The sequence below is a fragment of the Corallococcus sp. CA053C genome, assembly GCF_003611675.1.
In the GTDB taxonomy this organism is placed as follows: Bacteria; Myxococcota; Myxococcia; order Myxococcales; family Myxococcaceae; genus Corallococcus.
The window spans coordinates 1-17,470 of the sequence record NZ_RAWA01000196.1 but is presented as its reverse complement, the minus strand read 5'-3'; the positions used below and the strand labels follow the sequence as shown (position 1 = coordinate 17,470).

Genomic DNA, 17,470 nt, shown 5'->3' with positions numbered 1-17,470 from the left:
CCAGCCAGCTGGTCATCCTCCTGGAGGACGACTGGATGATGGCCGTGGACAAGCCCAGCGGCATGGCCGTCCACACCGGCAGCGGCATCACCGGAGGCACCCTGGTGGACTACGTGCGCGCCTACCTGGGCCCCAAGGCCACCCGCAACGACTTCACCGCCTCCCCCGCCCACCGCCTGGACCGGGAGACCTCCGGCGTCATCCTGGTGGCCAAGCGCCGCCCGGCGATGGTGCATTTCACGGAAATCTTCACCCACGGCCACCCGAAGAAGCGCTACCTGGCCCTGGTGAAGGGGAAGATGCCCAAGGATTCGGGCGTCATCGACCTGCCGCTCGCCGAGCACCAGCAGACGGCCGAGTCCAAGTCCCGTCGGGGAGTGAACATGCAGGAGGCCGTCACCCGGTGGAAGGTCGTGCGCCAGTCGAGCGAGGCAGCCCTCCTCTCCTGCACCATCGAGACGGGGCGCACGCATCAGATAAGAAGGCACCTGGTCGCCGTGGGTCACCCGGTGGTGGGTGACAAGAAGTACGGCGACTTCGCCCTCAATCGCGACGTGCGGGCGCGGTGGGGTCTCAAACGTCTGTTCCTGCACGCCGAGCGCATCGAATTTCCGCACCCCGAAGATGGCAGGAAGGTCGCCGTGGAGACGCCGCTCCCGCCAGAGCTGATGGATGTGCTGAAGCGGGCGGCGCTCCTCTAAGCCTTGAGCCCAGGACTCGACAGAACACGCATGTCCGACCCGAAGACGACTGACCGCAGCCGCTCCAAGCTGGTGCTCGACGGCGTTCCGCCCAAGCGCAACATCCTCGTGCGCTTGATGAAGCTCTGCGCCGTGCTGGGCCTGATGGGGGCCACCGCCGCGGTGCTCGCCGTCGTGGCCGCCTACTACATCTTCTCCGACGGGCTGCCCGCCATCCCGAAGGTGGACGAGTACTGGCCGCCCATCGTCACGGAGGTCTACACCGACGACGCGGTGCTCGCCGGCGAGTTCTACAACGAGCGGCGCAAGGTGGTGCCCTACGAGCGCATCCCCAAGCGGCTCGTGCAGGCGTTCATCGCCAGCGAGGACTCCAGCTTCTTCGACCACTTCGGCGTGGACGTGCTGGGCACCGCGCGCGCCGTGTCCAAGACGGTGCTGACGAAGCTGGGCCTGCGCGGCGGCGGCGTGCAGGGCGGCTCCACGCTCACGCAGCAGACCGCGAAGGCGGTCCTCATCTCCGCGGAGGGCTACAAGGAGGCCACCGCGAAGACGCCCAAGCGGAAGATCCGCGAGGCCATCCTCGCCTTCCGCCTGGAGCAGGCGCTGACGAAGGAAGAGATCCTGTATCTCTACCTGAACAACGTCTTCCTCGGGCACCACAGCTACGGCGTGCAGAGCGCGGCGGAGAACTACTACCGCAAGGACGTGCGCGACCTGACGCTGGGGGAGATGACGCTCATCGCGGGCCTGCCCCAGGCGCCCAGCCGCTACTCGCCGTTCCTGCGGCCGGAGTCCGCCAAGCGCCGCCGCAGCTACGTGCTGGGGCGCATGCTGGTGGAGGGCATGATTTCGAAGGCGGAGCACGACGCGGCCGACGCGGAGCCCGTGAAGGTGTACCCGGTGGAGGACGTCTTCCACGAGTTCGCCCCGTACTTCGTGGAGCAGGTGCGCAAGGACGTGGTGGACCGGTACGGCAACCCCGTGCTGCTCAAGGAGGGCCTCAAGGTCTTCACCACCATGGACAGCGAGCGGCAGCGCGCGGCGCAGGACTCGGTGCTGGACGGCCTGATGTCCGTGGACAAGCGCCAGGGCTGGCGTGGTCCGGTGCAGCAGCTGGCCACGGAAGGGGAGCGCAAGGCGTTCGTCGCCAAGGCGAAGAAGGCGATGGGCAAGGAGGAGCTCGTCGACAACCGGCTCTACGTGGCGCTCGTCACCGGCATCGACGACGACGGCAAGGGCGCCGACATCCAGGTGGGGCCGCACCAGGGCCGGCTGCCGCTCCTGGGCATGCGCTGGGCGCGCAAGGTGAACCCGGAGGGCTACTACCCGGCGATGATGATCACCTCGGTGAAGAAGGCCGTGGCGGTGGGCGACGTCGTCGTCGTGCGCCATGTCGTCAAGAAGGAGCTGACGGACGACAAGGAGCAGTGGGACCGCAAGCTGGCGGAGGACATCCCCGAGGAGGGCGTGAAGCTGTTCCGGCTGGAGCAGACGCCGGAGGCGCAGAGCGCGCTCGTCTCCATCGACCCGCATCGCCAGTACCTGACGGCGATGGTGGGCGGCTACGACTTCGACGACAACGAGTTCAACCGCGCGTTCCAGGCGTGCCGTCAGCCGGGCAGCTCCTTCAAGCCGTTCGTGTACTCGGCGGCGCTGGAGCAGCTGGGTTGGACGGAGGCCACCATCATCGTGGACTCGCCCATCGTGGAGCACGACCCGGACAACAAGGTGTCGTGGAAGCCGGCGAACTACAGCGAGGAGTTCGTGGGTGACGTGCTCCTGCGCACGGCGCTGGTGAACTCCATGAACATCCCCGCGGTGAAGACCTTCGGCGCGGTGGGCGTCCACAACATGGCGGACTGGGCGAAGAAGCTGGGCATGACGACGCCCATGAACATGGACTTCTCCGCCGCGCTGGGCTCGTCGTGCATGTACCCGCTGGACCTGGCGAACGTGTACGCGACCTTCAACCGCTACGGCCGCAAGAAGCCCACGTACTTCATCCGCAAGGTGGAGGACCGCTTCGGCCGCACGCTGGAGGACCACACCGCGTTCGACGACGCGTGGGCGCCGCTCCAGGACCGCGTGGCCGCGGGCTACGCGCGCCTCTTCGAGCCGGGCGAGCAGGTGATGAGCGCCGAGACGGGCTTCATCCTCACGCACCTGCTGCGCGGCGTGGTGCTCCAGGGCACCGGTGGCCCCGCGCAGAGGCTGGGCAAGCCGGCGGCGGGCAAGACGGGCACCACCAACGACTCCTTCGACGCGTGGTTCTCCGCGTACACCAAGGACCTCGTGACGGTGGCGTGGGTGGGCTACGACTTGAACCCGCACCCGCTGGGCCGCTACGAGACGGGTGGCCGCGCGGCGCTCCCCATCTGGCTCAACTACATGAAGCGCGCGCTGGAGGGCCGGCCGCAGCCGGAGTTCTACCCCTGGCAGTCGATGCAGCTGGCGCGGCTCTACATCGACAAGAAGACGGGCAAGGTGGCCCACCCGGGTGCCAAGGGCGCGGAGCTGATGTTCTTCAAGAAGGGCACCGAGCCGAAGGAAGCCGTGCCCGACAAGAACCAGGTCGGCGTGGATCAGTTCATGATGGGCGCGCAGTAGCGCACGCACCCCCCAGTCGCTGCCTCGCCCTCAGGCGCCTTCGCGGAACACGCGCGAGGGCGCCTGATGTGCTTCCAGGGCCTGCTGGAGCGCGGCCCGGTCCGGCCCTGCTTCCAACACCGAGCGCGCGGCGGTGGGCAGCACCTGCCGCTCGCGGCCGGAGAAGAGCTTCGGCAAATCCGCGAAGCCCGCGCCCTGCGAACCGATGCCCGGCGTGAGCAGCAGCGCGTCGCCCAGCCGCTCCACCACGTCGCGGTCGGCCGGCGGCAGCGTGGCGCCCATCACCGCGCCCGCGGGCAGCACGCCGGGGCCCGCCTTCGCGTTCAACTCCCGCAGGCCGTCCGCCACCGCCTGCGCCACGGTGCGGCCGTCGCCGCCGACGGCGTTCTGCAGGGGCGCGCCCTCCGGGTTGGACGAGCGCACGACGATGAAGGCGCAGGCGCCGTGGGCCCTCGCGCGCTCCACCGTCTTCGCGAGCGCGCCCAGGCCCAGGTACGCGGTGAAGGTGGCGGCGTCCACGTCGTAGGCGCTGCCCGCGCCGAAGAGCGACTCCGCGTAGGCATCCATGGTGGAGCCGATGTCGCCGCGCTTCACGTCCAGGAGCGTGAGGGTGCCCGCGGCGCGGAAGCGCTTGAGCACGCGCTGGAGCACGACGAGGCCTTCGGGGCCGTGGCGCTCGAAGAAGGCGCTCTGCGGCTTCACCACCGCCAGGCGCTCACCCGCCGCGTCGGCCAGGCGCTCGCAGAAGTCGGACAGGCCCTGCACGGTGTCCGGCAGGTTCCAGCGGGCGAGCACGTCGCGCGAAGGATCCAGGCCCAGGCAGAAGGGGGAGCGGGTGTCGGCGAGCGCCTGGAAGCGCTGCGCGAAGGAGGCGGGCGTCGTCGTCACGGAGGGCTCCCTCACTTCAGCCGGCGCGCGGTGGCGTCGAAGAGCGGGTTGGGCATCACCTTCAGGAGGCGCATGGACGTGGCCAGCTGCCAGGGGAAGCTCACCTCCGCCGCGCCCGCGAAGATGGCGCGGCCCATGCGCTCCACGGCGTCCTCGGTCTCCATGAGGAAGGGCATGGGGAAGTGGTTCTTCGCCGTCAATTCGCTCTTCACGAAGCCCGGGTAGACGCAGGTGACGGACACGCCGGTGCCCTTCAGGTCCACGCGCAGGCTCTCCAGGAAGGTGGCGAGGAAGGCCTTGGACGCGGAGTAGGCCGCGTGGCCCGCGAGCCCCCGGAGGCCCGCGAGGCTGGAGATGCCCACCACGTGGCCGCGGCGGCGCTCCACCATCTGGGGCAGCACCGCGCACAGGGTGGCGGCGGCGCCGGTGACGTTGGTGTCGATGATGGCGCGCGTCTTCTCCCAGTCCATGCGCTTGCCGTGCGTGGGGCCGCCGATGCCCGCGTTGGCCACCACCAGGTCCAGGCCGCCGCACTCCGCGTCGATGGCGCGGATGCGCTCCTGCGAGGCCTCCGCGTGGGTGATGTCCATCACGACGGGCTCCACCACGGCGCCCGCGGCCTGGGCCTCGGAGGCCAGCGCCTGCAGCTGCGACAGCCGCCGTCCTGTCGCGAACACGCGCAGGCCATGCTTCGCCAGCCACAGCGCCAGCCCACGTCCCAGCCCGCTCGAGGCGCCCGTCACCAGCGCCGTCCGGTAGGTCATCTCCGCCATGCCGTCCTCCAGGAGTCTCGCAGCGCCCGCCTTGTCGCACGGTTGCGCGCTGGAGGGCACGCAAAACCCCGCCCCAGCACCGGGGAACGAGGCGGCCTGTCGGGTGCGTTGACACCTTCAAGGCTTCAAAGCGGGACTTCAGAGCGGGAGGCCCATGCCCTGGTGGAACTGCATCCTCGTGGTGGACGACGACCTGGACCTGCTGCGGGCGTACAGGGATGCGCTGGAGGTGGATGGGCACTCGGTCGTGCTGGCGCGCGACGGCCATGAAGCCCTGCGCCTGCTGCACCAGGGGTTGCGCCCGGCCGTCATCCTGCTGGACCTGCGGATGCCCCGCCTGGACGCCTGGGCCTTCCGGGAGCAGCAGCGTGCGGACCCGGCGCTCGCGGCCATCCCGGTCATCGTCCTGTATTCGCACGTCGTGGATTCACAGGCCATGAAGGCATTGGAGGTGGAGGGCTTCCTCCAGAAGCCGGTGGACCTGGACGTCCTGCTGCGCGCGGTGGCGCCGTACGTGGCGCGCGGCGCGCAGGCCAGCCATCCTCCTTCCTGAGCGGGTGGAGCGGGCCTAGCGGAAGGGCGGCGGCGTCTGCCCGGTGAACCACTTCGTCGGCTCCACGAGGTGCAGGTCGTTGCGGCCGGGCCGCAGCTCCACGGCGCCCGTCACCGCGCCGATGGTCGTGAGCAGGGCCCCCGTGATGTCGCCCCGGACGAGGTCCAGGTGGCCCTCCAGCGAGAAGCCCTGGCCCTTCGCCTTCAGCTCGCGCACCTGGAGCCCGCGCTCGTCGATGCGCACCTGCCCCGTCACCTCCACCTCGCGGATGTTGAGCAGCGAGGTGAGGAAGGAGGGCAGGCCCTTGGACGTCGTGAGCAGCGCGACCAGGGGCTGCGTGTCGGTGAGGTGGCTCGCGAAGCGCGCCGACAGCACGGTGGGCGACAGCGACAGGCTGGCTCGGGGCAGGGCGAAGACGCCGCTCCACGCACGGATGGGCACGGGGCCGTTCGAGGACACCTTGCTCAGCCGCAGCGTCGTCCCGGAGAGCCCCAGCTGCGTCAGGTCCGTGGACAGGTGGCGGGCATCCACCTCCACCTCCGCGCGCAGCAGGACCTTGTTCTTGCCCATGCTCCCGGAGACGAGGTCGGTGTCCATGCGCAGGTTCAGCGAGCCCCGGGCCTTCGAGCCCTTCGGCCGCTCCTCGCTGCGCACCGTCACGTGGCCGGAGTCGATTTCAAGCGTCTGCTCCAGCCAGGGATTGATGACCCGCAGGTCCAAAGGCTGGCTCTTCGCCACGCGCAGGTCCGGCTCCAGGTCGAACCCCCGGCCCCCCGCGCGCCGCCGCGCGAGGACGAAGAGGGCCACCTCCGGCACCTCCACCCCGTTGCCTCCGGGGCCGGACACGCGCACGGGTGCGAAGGTCACCTGCAGCTGTCCTGAAGGCCCCTCCGGGCGCTCCGGCTCCAGCGAAGCCTGGAGGCTCCACGGCGCCCGCGCCCGCAAGGGGCCGGCGCGCAGGTCCAGCTCCGCACCCTGGGCGTCCACCTTGCTGCCCGCCTCCAGCGCGCTCTTCTTCATGCGCACGTCCAGGTCCACCCGGCCGGCGCCGCCGCGAAGGGAGATGGGGGCGCTCGCGCCCAGCTGCTCGTTGAGCCAGTCCAGCGGGAACAGGTCCACCTTCGCCTGCACCTGACCGCCCAACGCCTCGGAGAGGTCGTAGCCCTGCCCCTCGCGGAAGGGGGCATCGAGCAGCGCGCGCGCGGACAGGGTCTCCAGCCGCGCGACCTGCTTGCCGTCGACCTCCAGGAAGCCCTGCGCCACCCTCACCGACGGGAGGTCCACGAGCAGCCGTTCACGCGACGTGAGGTGCAACGAGCCCGTGACATCCAGCGCTCCAGCGAAGCGCACCCGGCTGAAGTCCAGCACGCGGACCTCGTGCAACGTCACGTCCTTGAGCTCGATCTCCCAGGGGTGTGCGCCCGGCTTGGAGGGCGGCTCCTCGGGCGCGGAAGAGGGCTCCAACTGGAAGCGCGCGCCGTGTCCGTCGATGCCCTGCACGTCGACGTGGTTGCTCAGCAGGGAGGTCAGCGAGATGCGCGCCGACAGCGCCTCCACCTCCACCTTCCACCAGAGGTCCGGGTCCTGCTTGGTGAGGGTGAAGTCGCGCAGGTGGAGCCGGCCCACGGGCCACAGCCACCAGGCCCGCTCCCACCCGAGCACGACGCGGTCCGTCCCCCGCCGCATGATGGCCTGGACGACGCCGACGTTGAGCGCCACGTTGAGGAGCACTTCCAGGACGACGAGTGCCGCCACGGTCCACAACGCCGCGCGCCTCCACCGCTTCCTGCGTGGAGCGGCGTCCTGGGCATCACGGGGCGTGGAGACGGTCATGGGGACTTCCGGCAGCGTATGCGAAGGCCCCGGGGGGCGGCGGTGGATTGGTGGGATGCAGGGCCATGGATCCGAGCACGGGCCGTCACTTTTCGAACCTTCGTGGCCAGGAGAAGGCGTAGCCCGCGAGCAGGCGGCTGGCCCCGTCAGCGGACAGTCTCCTGCGACCGGCGGTCCCGTGTGCGAAGCCCCCACTTCCTCACCAGCTTCATCCCGGGCGCAGCGCAGGCGGGGGAGAGCACATGGTGGGAGCTCGAACACGCTGGAAGAGGCACGGGCTCATGGAGGGCCTGTGCTGCGCCGCTTTCTTCAGTCACACGCTGGTTGCGCGTGCCACTTCGCGCTAGGGGACGGTTCCATGTCCAGCGCCATCCAGCCCCGTCCCCGCAGTGAGCTGGCTCACGGCCGTTTCGGCCAGAGCCGCTACATGATCCGCCGGAAGTTCTTCAAGCTGTTCGGCGGCGCGTTCCACATCTACGACGAGGCGGGCAACGTCGCCTTCTACTCGAAGATGAAGGCCTTCAAGCTGAAGGAGGACCTGCGCATCTACAGCGGCGAGGACATGCAGGAGGAGCTGCTCACCATCCAGGCCCGCAGCATCCTGGACTTCGGCGCCACCTACGACGTCACCGACGCGACCACGGGCGAGCGCGTGGGCGCGCTGCGCCGCAAGGCCCTGAGCTCCATCCTGCGCGACACATGGCTGGTGCTGGATGTGAATGAGCAGGAGGTGGGGAAGATTGAAGAGGACAGCATGCTGCTGGCGCTGGTGCGGCGCTTCCTCACCAACCTCATCCCGCAGACCTTCTCCGGCACCATGGCCGACGTGCGCGTGTTCACCTTCCGGCAGCACTTCAACCCGTTCATCCAGAAGATCGACCTCGACTTCTCGGTGGACACCCAGCGCCGGTTGGACCGGCGCCTGGGCATCGCCGCGGCGGTGCTCCTGTGCGCGATCGAGGGCCGTCAGTCCGGCGGGTGAGCCCGGCGGCACACCGCGCCCTGGCGGACGCACTCCAGGCTTCGCTGTTCCGCGCGGAGCCCCCGCGCAAATCCTGGGGATTCCGCGCGGACTTCGCCCATGAAGACGCCATGGCCCTGCGTGGGGTGGGTGCTCCTGCTCAGGGCCTGTACCTGCTGGAGCTCTCCGGCCTCTCCCTCCCCGACAGCGAGCTCTACCGAGGCTCACGCACCGCCCGCCGGATGACGGCGGGCGTCAGCCCCGTGAGCCGGCGGAAGACCGTGGTGAAGTGGCTCTGCGAGCTGAAGCCGACCTCCAGCGCGATCTCACCCAGCGAGCGCGTCGAGCCGTTCAACAACTCGCGCGCCCGCTCCACCCGCCGCTGCTGCACGTACGCATGCGGCGTCTGCCCCGTCGACTGCCGGAAGGCGCGGGAGAAGTAGAAGACGCTCAAGCCCGAGCGCTGCGCGAGCTCCTCCATCCGGATCCGCCGCGCGAGATGCGCTTCGATGAAGAGCTGCACGCGGGAGAGCGCCGCCGAGGACAAGCCGCCCCGCCGCTTCGCCGCCTGGGGCCCGCCCGGCGTCTGGAGAAGCTTCGACAGCCGGGACGCATGGCGCTCCTGCACCCCGCGCGTCGTGGCCAGGAACCCGGCGATGACCTTCAGGTCCCGCTCCGGCAGGGACGTCATCAGCCCGAACCCGTCCTCACGCACGGGCCCCCAGAGGGTTTCAATCCACCTGCGCGCATGCTCGGTGAGCAGCAGGCGCTTCCCACCGCCAGCGGACTCCCGCCGGACATAGCCCGCGAGCTCCATCCGCTCCACGTCGGTTCCCCGGGCAATGGCACTCAAGGGCGCGGGGCCCCCGAAGTGCAACTGCGCCAGACACGCCAGCTCCGCGCGCCCCAGCGCGAGCACCTCGCCGACGGCCTCGTCGAACTGCGCGGAGGCATCCTGGAAGCGGACGATGTCGGCGCCAATCTGCTGGAGGAGGGCGTGCCGGGGGTTCATGCGAATCACCGCAGGATTGAGAAAAACAGCACAAGGACGCGAAAGACCCCCGCACCCGCGGGGCGCATCCTCCGCCGCATGATGAACCTGAAGCTGTCAGCGAGCGGAATATTGCTGTGGCTCTTCGTCCTCAACCTGGGCATCGCGTTCGGCGCGGGCCTCTACGAACATCGCATCGTCCTCCCCCGGTGGTTCGACGCCACCGGCATGCACTGGAGCGCGGAGGGCGCACGACAGGACGACGTGGGGCTGCGCTTCTGGGCCTTCGTCAGCACCGGCCCGCTGACGCTCTTCACCCTCGCGAGCCTCTTCTTCGCCACGCAGGCCACCGGTCCGCTGCGCTTCTGGTGGCTCGCGGCCGCGGTGGCCGCGCTCGCGGACCGGGTCCTCACCTTCTCGTACTTCATCCCCACCATGGTCCGCCTGATGGGTGCACCGGATTCGCCCGCGTCCGCGGAGACGGCGCTGCGCTGGTCACAGTGGAACCACCTGCGCCACACGCTCCTCGCGGCGGCCTGGTTCGCTTCACTCCAGGCCCTGTCATGGCTCCGACTTCGCAGTGGCCCCTGAACGTTTCAAGACCGTCATGCCTGAAATCCGTGTCAGACGGGTAATCTAGGGTGCGCGTCCGACGGGCGGAAACCGGGCACGGGGCCCGGGGGCCTTCCGTCGTGGACGTGACTCCCACACCGAGGACACCGGATGAAATCACCGCGTCTTTCTTCCCGCTTCACCAGCGCGCTCGTCGGGCTTGCGCTGTGCACCGCTGCCCCCACGGTCTTCGCCGCTTCCCCGGCGCCGCTGCCCCGCGCCGCCGCCGACAAGCGCCTCCAGAACGCGCTGCCCGCGGGCACGCCCGTGGAGCGCCTGGTGGTGAAGTTCCACGAGGGCAGCCGCGTGCGCCTGCGTGGCAATGCCCTGCGCTCCCTGTCCGCCGAACGCTCCGAGTCCGAGCGCTCGCTGCTCGCCGGGCGCGGCCTCTCCGAGTCTCGGCTCGACACCGACGTGAAGTCCGTCCAGGCCCTGCTGGAGCGCGCGCCCCGCGCCACCGTGCTCCGCCGCCTCTTCACCGAAGACGAGTCCTCGCTGGAGGCCCGCAAGGTCCTGGGCGAGGCCCGCGGCGGCCGCCAGCTCGCGGACCTCAACCTCTACTTCGAGGTGCCGCTCGTCCCCGGCACCACCGCCGAGCGCGTGGCCGACGTCGTCGCCGCGCTCAACGCGCTGGACGGCGTGGAAGTGGCCTACGCGGAGCCGCCCCCCGAGCCGGCCATGGTGAACTTCGGCATGGAGCCCGTGCTTCGCGGACTGCTCTCCGCCGCGGACATCTCGCCCACCACGCCGCTGTATGACGGCGACCAGGGCTACCTCAACGCGGCCCCCAGCGGCGTGGACGCGAGCTATGCCTGGGGCCTGCCCGGCGGCAACGGCGCGGGCATCCGCTTCGTGGACGTGGAGGGCGGCTGGCGCACCACCCACGAGGACATGCCGGGCTTCTTCACGCAGCTGGGCACGCAGCTCAACGACCTGGGCTGGCGCAACCACGGCACCGCCGTGCTCGGTGAAATCGTGGGTGTGGCCAACGGCTATGGCGTGACGGGCATCGCGAACGGGGCGACGGTGGGCGTGTCGTCCATTGGCTCGCAGGCCACCTCCACCGCCATCTCCAACGCGGCGGCGGCGGTGGGGGCGGGCGGCGTCGTCCTCATCGAGCTGCACGCGCAGGGCCCGGCGGACAGCACGGCGTGTACCTGCAACCAGGGCCAGTGCAACTACATCGCGATGGAGTACTGGCAGGCGAACTACGACGCCATCGCCACGGCGACCGCCAACGGCGTCACCGTCGTCGAGGCGGCAGGCAACGGCAGCGCCAACCTGGACGAGGCCGCGTACGGCAACGTCTTCAACCGTGGCGTGCGCGACTCCGGTGCCATCCTGGTGGGCGCCAGCACCGCCACCACGCGCGTGCCCATGTGCTGGACGAACTTCGGCTCGCGCGTGGACGTGCACGGCTGGGGTGAATCCGTGGTGACGCTGGGCTACGGCGACCGCTTCGGCAGCGCCTATGGCGAGGACCAGTACTACACGTCCACGTTCAGCGGCACCTCCAGCGCCTCGCCCATCGTCACCGGCTCCGCCATCGTCCTCCAGGGCGTGGCGCGGGCTCGCGGCACCGGCGCGCTCGACCCGCGCTACGTGCGCAGCCTGCTGGCCAACACCGGCACCTCGCAGGCGGCGGACGCGCGCAACATCGGCCGGCTGCCCAACCTGCGCCAGGCGCTCCAGACGATGCCGGACTTCGCGTGGTCGCAGGCGGGCGCCATCTCCGGCCGCTATTGCGTCCAGGTGCACGAGGGCGCGGACCCCGACGCGTGGAACGACAACTTCCTGTGCTCGACGGTGAACTACGGCATCCAGTGGAGCAGCGCGGGCCCCATCGGCGGCATGCGCTGCACCCAGGTCACCGAAGGCAGCGAGCCCGCGGCGCACACGTGGACTGACAACTTCCTTTGCGTGCCCACCAGCAGCCCGCTGCAGTTCTCCTGGTCGGAGGCGGGCCCCATCGGCGGCAAGCTGTGCACCCGCGTGTTCGAGGATGCGGATCCGCACGCCTGGAACGACAACTACCTCTGCTACTGAGCATCAGCACGCAGCGGTGAATCCCGGACGCGCGCCCCACGCGGCGCGGGTCCGGGCTGTTTGCTTTCCGTGAAGAAGCGCTATCCTGGTTTCCCCCATCCCCTCGGTGGCAGCCCCCAGGAGCGCGTCTCATGCCTCGAAGCATTGGCAGGTCCGGTTCGGGTCCTTCGATTCCCACGAAGCGCAAGCACGACGACCTCACCTCCTCCATCCGCCGCCCCCAGCAGGAGGGCCCGGCCCAGAAGAAGCAGCGGACCGAGGGCCCGACGCCGGAGAAGAAGAAGACCCCCGCGGATCCCTCGATGCATGCGGACTTCGACAAGAAGGCGCACGAGGAGATGCTGAAGAACCCCAAGTACCAGGCGCTCGCGAACGACGCCGCCAACGCGCAGCAGAAGCCCGTCAACATCGTCACCAAGGACCAGGTCCACGGCGGCATGTTCTACAAGGGCGCGGGACAGGTCGGCCTGCGGCCGGACCTCGTGGGCCCCAAGCGCGCCAGCGTCATGGCCTTCGAACTCACCAACGTCGCCCAGCAGGGCAAGTTCGACAAGGTGACGAAGGACACGTTCCACAACGAGATCGCGGCGGCCTCGGGCAAGAAGCCCGTGGGCGGTGACCTCAACGCCCGGCGGGAGAACTTCGCCAAGAGCATGGAGCGCATCGAGTACGACGGCATCAAGCGCCACCACTCGGTGATGAAGGACGGCATCCAGAACCAGAACTGGCCCAAGGAGATGGACCGCTTCGGCAAGCGCCTGGAGGGCGCGGACCCCAGCTTCGATGGCTACTGGGCCCGCCAGAACGTGAAGGACCCCAAGACGAACAAGAGCCACTCGGACGTGTACCGCGGCCAGTTCGACAACATCGCGTCCAAGGCCGCGGAGCTCGTGGAGAAGAGCAAGAAGCCCGGCGCGACGTAGCTCCAATCGCCGGAGGTCCCCGCCGGGCCGTCAGCGCACGCTTGCCCAGAAGGGCAGGAGCGCCTGACGGCTCGCGGCCAGGGCGTGCCGCGCGTCCGCGTTGACGGTGCCGGACGCGAAGCTGTCGTCGCGGCCCGCCAGCACCTCGATGCAGGCGTGCACGGAGTTGGACAGCCCCTCCAGCGAGTAGCCGCCCTCCAGCAGCAGCACCAGCTTCCCGCCGCAGACCTCCTCCGACAGCTTGCGCACGGCGGTGCACATCGCCGCGAAGCCGCGCTCGGTGACGTCCATGCCTCCAATGGGGTCGTCGCGGTGCGGATCAAAGCCCGCGGAGACGAGGATGAGCTCCGGCCGGTAGGCCTGGGCCACGGGCAGCAGCAGCTCTTCGAAGATCATTCCGTAGTCGGCGTCGGTGTTGCCGCCGGGCAGGCCGCAGTTGACGGTGAAGCCCTGGCCCTCGCCCCGGCCCACCTCCGGCGCGGCGCCGCTGCCCGGGTAGTAGGGGAACTGGTGCACGGACTGGTAGAGCACGTCGCGCCGGCCCCAGAAGGCCGCCTGCGTGCCGTTGCCGTGGTGCACGTCCCAGTCCAGCACCAGCACGCGCTCCGCGCCCAGCCGCCGTCCGGCCTCCGCGGCGACGGCGGCGTTGTTGAACAGGCAGAAGCCCATGGACCGGTCCGGCTCCGCGTGGTGCCCGGGCGGACGCACCAGCGCGAACGCGTTCCTCGCCCGGCCCGCGAGCACCGCCTCCACCGCCTGCACCGCCGCGCCCGCCGCCAGCCGCGCCGCGTCCACGCTGTCCGGGGACACCCGCGTGTCCGGGTCGATGCTCGCGTGCTCGCCGCTCAGCTTGGAGAGCGCCGCCAGCAGCTCCGGGGTGTGCACGGCGGCCAGCTCCGCGTCGGTGGCGGAGCGGGGCTGCGCCATCACCGTGCCCGCGATGGGGGTGCGGGCGAGCAGCTGGAGGATGCGCCGCAGGCGGGCGGGCGACTCCGGGTGGCCCTCGCCCGGGTCGTGCTGGAGGAAGAGCGGGTCGGTCAGCAGCAGCGTCGCGGTCATCCCCACGACCTTACGCATCCCGGGGCCGGGAACCCAGCGTCCGGGTGGACGCCCTGGGCGCTGTCCTTGCCCTGGGTGGCACACCCTCCCTACAGTGCGCGGGCCTTGCCTCGTCGCCTCAAGAAACCCGGTCTCCGGGGCATCCTCCTGGGTTCGTTCGGCCTTGCGCTGGCCGTCATCCTTGGAACGCTCTACTTCGTCGTCCCCTACCAGGTGGAGAACCACCTGCGTGAGCGCATGCTCCTGCGCGCCCGCGACAAGGCCCTGGAGGTGACGGGCCTGCTCGGAGCACAGGAGAGCACCCGGCTGGTCCCCAACCTGGAAGGGCTCTACCGGAAGGATGGCGACTTCAACGTCGTGGCCGTGGTGGACGCGGCCGGCGCGCCCCGGGCCACCAGCCCCGCGCCGCCGCCCGCCTGGTTCACGCAGGCCCTGGAGGCCCGCGTCCGGGCCTCGACCCCGCCTGCGCTGAACGGGCTGGAGTTCCCCAACGGCGACGCGGCGGTGGCCGAACCCATGACGTTCGCGGACGGAACGCCGGGCGAGGTGATGGTGGTGGTGGACTCGTCGCGGCTGGGCGGCGTGCTCCAGTCGCTGCGCCACACCGTGCTGCTGGCCTTCCTCGTGGGGCTGGTGCTGTTCCTGCTGGTGGCGTTCCTCATCTCCCACGCGTTCATCCTCCAGCCGCTGGACGCGATGATGTCCATGGCGCGCAAGCTGGCGGAGGCCGACCTCACCGGCCGCGCGGAGGTGCGCAACAGCAAGGACGAGTTGGGCCAGCTGGCGGAGGCGCTCAACCGCATGGCCCAGTCCTGGCGCGACACGCTGGGCCGCGTGCGCGGCGTGTCCGACGTGGTGGCGGGCGTCATCGAGCAGATCCACCGCACCGGCACCACCGTGTCCTCCGGCGCGGGCACCGTGCAGTCGCGCGTGGAGGAGACGTCCTCCTCCATGGTGGAGATGATGGCCAGCTTGCGCGGCATCGCGGAGAACGTGGAGGTCCTCTACCAGAGCGCGGAGGAGAGCAGCTCCTCCATCATGGAGATGGCCGCCACCAACGACGAGGTGGCGGAGAACGTCCAGGCCATGGCCGCCAGCGTGGAGGAGACCACCAGCGCCATCGAGGAGATGACGTACTCCATCAAGGAAGTGGCCAAGAACATCGAGGACCTGTCCGCCTCCACCGAGGACACCTCCTCCGCCATCAGCCAGATGGACGCGGCCATTGGCCAGGTGGACGCCAACGCCAACGAGACGGCGCGCCTGTCCGAGCAGGTCTTCGAGGACGCGCAGACGGGCGTGGAGGCCCTGCGCAAGACGCTGTCCGGCATCGACCGCATCAAGGACACCAGTCGCACCGCCGCGGGCGTCATCGACAGCCTGGGCCGGCGCATCTCCGAAATCGGCAACATCCTCAACGTCATCGACGACGTGGCGGAGCAGACGAACCTGCTGGCCCTCAACGCCGCCATCATCGCCGCGCAGGCGGGTGAGCACGGCAAGGGCTTCGCGGTGGTGGCCGAGGAGATCAAGGACCTGGCCGAGCGCACCGGCGCGTCCACCAAGGAGATCGCCGAGCTCATCCGCGGCGTGCAGGAGGAGAGCCGCAACGCCGTGGTGGTGATGAACCAGGGCGTCAAGAGCGTGGAGGAGGGCGTGCAGCTGGGCCGCGAGGCGGAAGGGGCGCTCAGGAAGATCAACGACAGCACCCAGAAGTCCACGCAGATGGTGAAGGCCATTGCCCGCGCCACGGTGGAGCAGTCGCGCGGCAGCAAGCAGGTGACGGCGGCCATCCACCGCATCTCCGCCACGGTGCAGATGATCTCCCAGGCCTCCAACGAGCAGGCCCGGGGCGGCGAGCAGATCATGAAGAGCGCGGAGCGGATGAAGACGCTCACGCAGCACGTGCAGCGCTCCAGCCAGGAGCAGGCGCACGGCAGCAAGCAGATCACCCGCTCCATCGAGAGCATCAACGAGATGGTCACCCACCTGAACCGCGCCCAGAAGGAGCAGACCAAGGGCAGCGAACAGGTGCTCAAGGCGGTGGAGACCATCAAGGGCGTGTCCGAGCACCAGACGCGTTCGGTGCGTCAGCTGGAAGAAGCCATCGACAACCTCACGCGTCAGGCGGAGATCCTCCGCGCCGAAGTGCGGCGCTTCCGCGTCTGACGTCCCGCAGTCTCCAGAAGGCAGCCCGCCTCATGTCCGCCGAGCCCGCCGTCCCGTCCCCTCCCGTCTCCGAGCGCGCCGTGGTGCTGCTCATCGGCGCGGTGCAGTTCGTCAACATCCTCGACTTCGTGATGGTGATGCCGCTGGGCCCCGACTTCGCGAAGGGGCTGGGCATCGCGTCCTCGCACATCGGCACCATTGGCGGCAGCTACACCGCGGCCGCGAGCGTCGCGGGCCTTGCGGGCGGCTACTTCCTGGACCGCTACGACCGGCGCAAGGCCCTGGCGGTGTGCATGCTGGGGCTGGTGGCGGCCACGGCGGCGGGGGGGCTCGCCACGGGGTTGTCCACGCTGCTCCTGGCGCGGGTGTGCGCGGGCCTCTTCGGTGGGCCGGCGACGGCGCTGTCCATGTCCATCATCGCGGACCTCATCCCGGTGGAGCGCCGGGGCCGGGCGCTGGGCGCGGTGATGGCGTCCTTCTCCGTGGCGTCCGTGCTGGGCGTGCCCCTGGCCCTGAAGGTGGCGGAGGTGGGCGGCTGGCGGCTGCCCTTCTTCGTGGTGGCGGCGCTGGGGTTCGTCGTCGCGGCGGCCGCGGTGTTCCTGCTGCCGCCGGTGCGCGGGCACCTGGGGGCGAATGGCAGCGCGGCCCGGGCCGTGAGCATGCGCGCGCTGCTGGGCCGCAGCGACATGCAGCTGTCCTACCTGATGACGGCGGTGGTGATGATGAGCGCCTTCATCGTCATCCCCAACATCTCCGCCTACCTCCAGCAGAACCTGGGCTATCCGCGCGACCGGCTGTGGCTCATCTACTTCGCGGGCGGCATCGTGAGCTTCATCACGCTGCGGCTGACCGGACCGCTGGTGGATCGCCACGGCTCCTTCCGCGTGGGCACGGTGGGCGTGGTGCTGGCCGTGGTGACCACCTTCGTGGCCTTCGTGTCCTACCCGACGTGGCTGCCCATCCCGCTGCTCTTCATGGGCTTCATGCTGGCCATGGGCGTGCGCAACGTGGCGTACAACACGCTGACCTCCCGCGTGCCGGACAACCCGGTGCGCGCCCGCTTCATGTCCCTGCAGTCCGCCACCCAGCACATGGCCTCCGCGGTGGGCGCCTTCCTGTCCTCCAAGCTGCTGGTGGACCTGCCGGATGGGACGCTGGGAGGCATCGACACCATCGCCTGGGTGTCCATCGGCTTGTCGGTGGGTGTGCCGCCGATGCTGTGGGTGGTGGAGCAGCGGGTGCGCTCGCGCGAACAGGCCCGGGCCCTGGCGGTGTCCCCCGCGCAGGGGCTGGCGGTGCCCCTGTCCCCCGAGGCGAATCCCCACGGCTGAGGCATTCTGCCCCACCGGATCAC

General features: G+C 70.1%; 14 protein-coding genes. 9 read left to right on the top strand and 5 right to left on the bottom strand.

Translation table 11 applies throughout. The features are described from left to right. Nucleotides 1–701 (top strand): RluA family pseudouridine synthase (locus D7V97_RS24250; RefSeq protein WP_147444961.1); only part of this gene is annotated, 701 nt, incomplete at its 5' end. A gap of 30 nt (nt 702–731) precedes the next feature. Continuing rightward, nucleotides 732–3,308 (top strand): penicillin-binding protein 1A, encoded by a 2,577-nt coding sequence (locus D7V97_RS24245; RefSeq protein WP_120613016.1) that lies wholly within the window; start codon nt 732–734, stop codon nt 3,306–3,308. A 30-nt stretch (nt 3,309–3,338) separates the two neighbouring features. Here the strand turns inward: D7V97_RS24245 and pyrF are convergent, their stop codons facing one another. After that, nucleotides 3,339–4,196, bottom strand: a complete 858-nt coding sequence (pyrF, locus tag D7V97_RS24240) for an orotidine-5'-phosphate decarboxylase (RefSeq protein WP_120613015.1) — start codon at nt 4,194–4,196, stop codon at nt 3,339–3,341. An 11-nt stretch (nt 4,197–4,207) separates the two neighbouring features. Next, nucleotides 4,208–4,969, bottom strand: coding sequence for an SDR family NAD(P)-dependent oxidoreductase (locus tag D7V97_RS24235; RefSeq protein WP_120613014.1), 762 nt, complete (start codon nt 4,967–4,969; stop codon nt 4,208–4,210). A 154-nt stretch (nt 4,970–5,123) separates the two neighbouring features. On the opposite strand from D7V97_RS24235, the gene D7V97_RS24230 reads away from it, so the two are divergent. Continuing rightward, nucleotides 5,124–5,522 (top strand): response regulator, encoded by a 399-nt coding sequence (locus D7V97_RS24230; protein WP_120613013.1) that lies wholly within the window; start codon nt 5,124–5,126, stop codon nt 5,520–5,522. Between the two features lie 15 nt (nt 5,523–5,537). Here D7V97_RS24230 and D7V97_RS24225 read toward each other — a convergent pair whose 3' ends face one another. Then, nucleotides 5,538–7,355: a hypothetical protein gene (locus tag D7V97_RS24225; protein WP_120613012.1), complete on the bottom strand. Its 1,818-nt coding sequence runs from the start codon at nt 7,353–7,355 to the stop codon at nt 5,538–5,540. Between the two features lie 358 nt (nt 7,356–7,713). On the opposite strand from D7V97_RS24225, the gene D7V97_RS24220 reads away from it, so the two are divergent. Next, the gene (locus tag D7V97_RS24220; protein ID WP_120613011.1) at nt 7,714–8,337 is read left to right on the top strand and encodes a hypothetical protein; all 624 of its coding nucleotides are present in this window, start codon (nt 7,714–7,716) and stop codon (nt 8,335–8,337) included. A 193-nt stretch (nt 8,338–8,530) separates the two neighbouring features. On the opposite strand, the gene D7V97_RS24215 is transcribed toward D7V97_RS24220, so the two are convergent. Beyond that, complete coding sequence (locus D7V97_RS24215; RefSeq protein ID WP_120613010.1) at nt 8,531–9,328, bottom strand: AraC family transcriptional regulator; 798 nt, start codon at nt 9,326–9,328, stop codon at nt 8,531–8,533. Nucleotides 9,329–9,406: 78 nt separating this feature from the next. On the opposite strand from D7V97_RS24215, the gene D7V97_RS24210 reads away from it, so the two are divergent. The 3 genes from D7V97_RS24210 to D7V97_RS24200 all read left to right on the top strand — a co-directional run bounded on the left by D7V97_RS24210 (nt 9,407) and on the right by D7V97_RS24200 (nt 12,888). Continuing rightward, complete coding sequence (locus D7V97_RS24210) at nt 9,407–9,898, top strand: DUF1772 domain-containing protein (protein ID WP_120613009.1); 492 nt, start codon at nt 9,407–9,409, stop codon at nt 9,896–9,898. Nucleotides 9,899–10,030: 132 nt separating this feature from the next. Continuing rightward, entirely contained in the window at nt 10,031–11,965 is a 1,935-nt protein-coding gene (locus D7V97_RS24205) for a S8 family peptidase (protein ID WP_120613008.1), read from the top strand. 131 nt (nt 11,966–12,096) lie between these two features. Beyond that, a complete protein-coding gene (locus D7V97_RS24200) occupies nt 12,097–12,888 on the top strand; it encodes a hypothetical protein (RefSeq protein WP_120613007.1) in 792 nt (263 codons plus the stop codon). 30 nt (nt 12,889–12,918) lie between these two features. On the opposite strand, the gene D7V97_RS24195 is transcribed toward D7V97_RS24200, so the two are convergent. Next, a complete protein-coding gene (locus D7V97_RS24195; protein ID WP_199728918.1) occupies nt 12,919–13,947 on the bottom strand; it encodes a histone deacetylase in 1,029 nt (342 codons plus the stop codon). A gap of 105 nt (nt 13,948–14,052) precedes the next feature. Between D7V97_RS24195 and D7V97_RS24190 the strand changes: the two genes are divergently transcribed. After that, a complete protein-coding gene (locus tag D7V97_RS24190) occupies nt 14,053–16,116 on the top strand; it encodes a methyl-accepting chemotaxis protein (protein ID WP_120613005.1) in 2,064 nt (687 codons plus the stop codon). A 32-nt stretch (nt 16,117–16,148) separates the two neighbouring features. Continuing rightward, nucleotides 16,149–17,447, top strand: a complete 1,299-nt coding sequence (locus D7V97_RS24185) for an MFS transporter (protein ID WP_120613004.1) — start codon at nt 16,149–16,151, stop codon at nt 17,445–17,447. The last annotated feature ends 23 nt before the right edge of the window (nt 17,448–17,470 follow it).

What these genes read in the sequence shown, in the direction of transcription:
- D7V97_RS24195 (WP_199728918.1), bottom strand. Translation starts at nt 13,947, where the DNA reads ATGACCGCGACGCTGCTGCTGACCGACCCGCTCTTCCTCCAGCACGAC.
- D7V97_RS24225 (WP_120613012.1), bottom strand. Translation starts at nt 7,355, where the DNA reads ATGACCGTCTCCACGCCCCGTGATGCCCAGGACGCCGCTCCACGCAGG.
- D7V97_RS24235 (WP_120613014.1), bottom strand. Translation starts at nt 4,969, where the DNA reads ATGGCGGAGATGACCTACCGGACGGCGCTGGTGACGGGCGCCTCGAGC.
- D7V97_RS24205 (WP_120613008.1), top strand. Translation starts at nt 10,031, where the DNA reads ATGAAATCACCGCGTCTTTCTTCCCGCTTCACCAGCGCGCTCGTCGGG.
- D7V97_RS24210 (WP_120613009.1), top strand. Translation starts at nt 9,407, where the DNA reads ATGATGAACCTGAAGCTGTCAGCGAGCGGAATATTGCTGTGGCTCTTC.
- D7V97_RS24200 (WP_120613007.1), top strand. Translation starts at nt 12,097, where the DNA reads ATGCCTCGAAGCATTGGCAGGTCCGGTTCGGGTCCTTCGATTCCCACG.
- D7V97_RS24220 (WP_120613011.1), top strand. Translation starts at nt 7,714, where the DNA reads ATGTCCAGCGCCATCCAGCCCCGTCCCCGCAGTGAGCTGGCTCACGGC.
- D7V97_RS24230 (WP_120613013.1), top strand. Translation starts at nt 5,124, where the DNA reads ATGCCCTGGTGGAACTGCATCCTCGTGGTGGACGACGACCTGGACCTG.
- D7V97_RS24185 (WP_120613004.1), top strand. Translation starts at nt 16,149, where the DNA reads ATGTCCGCCGAGCCCGCCGTCCCGTCCCCTCCCGTCTCCGAGCGCGCC.
- D7V97_RS24245 (WP_120613016.1), top strand. Translation starts at nt 732, where the DNA reads ATGTCCGACCCGAAGACGACTGACCGCAGCCGCTCCAAGCTGGTGCTC.
- D7V97_RS24215 (WP_120613010.1), bottom strand. Translation starts at nt 9,328, where the DNA reads ATGAACCCCCGGCACGCCCTCCTCCAGCAGATTGGCGCCGACATCGTC.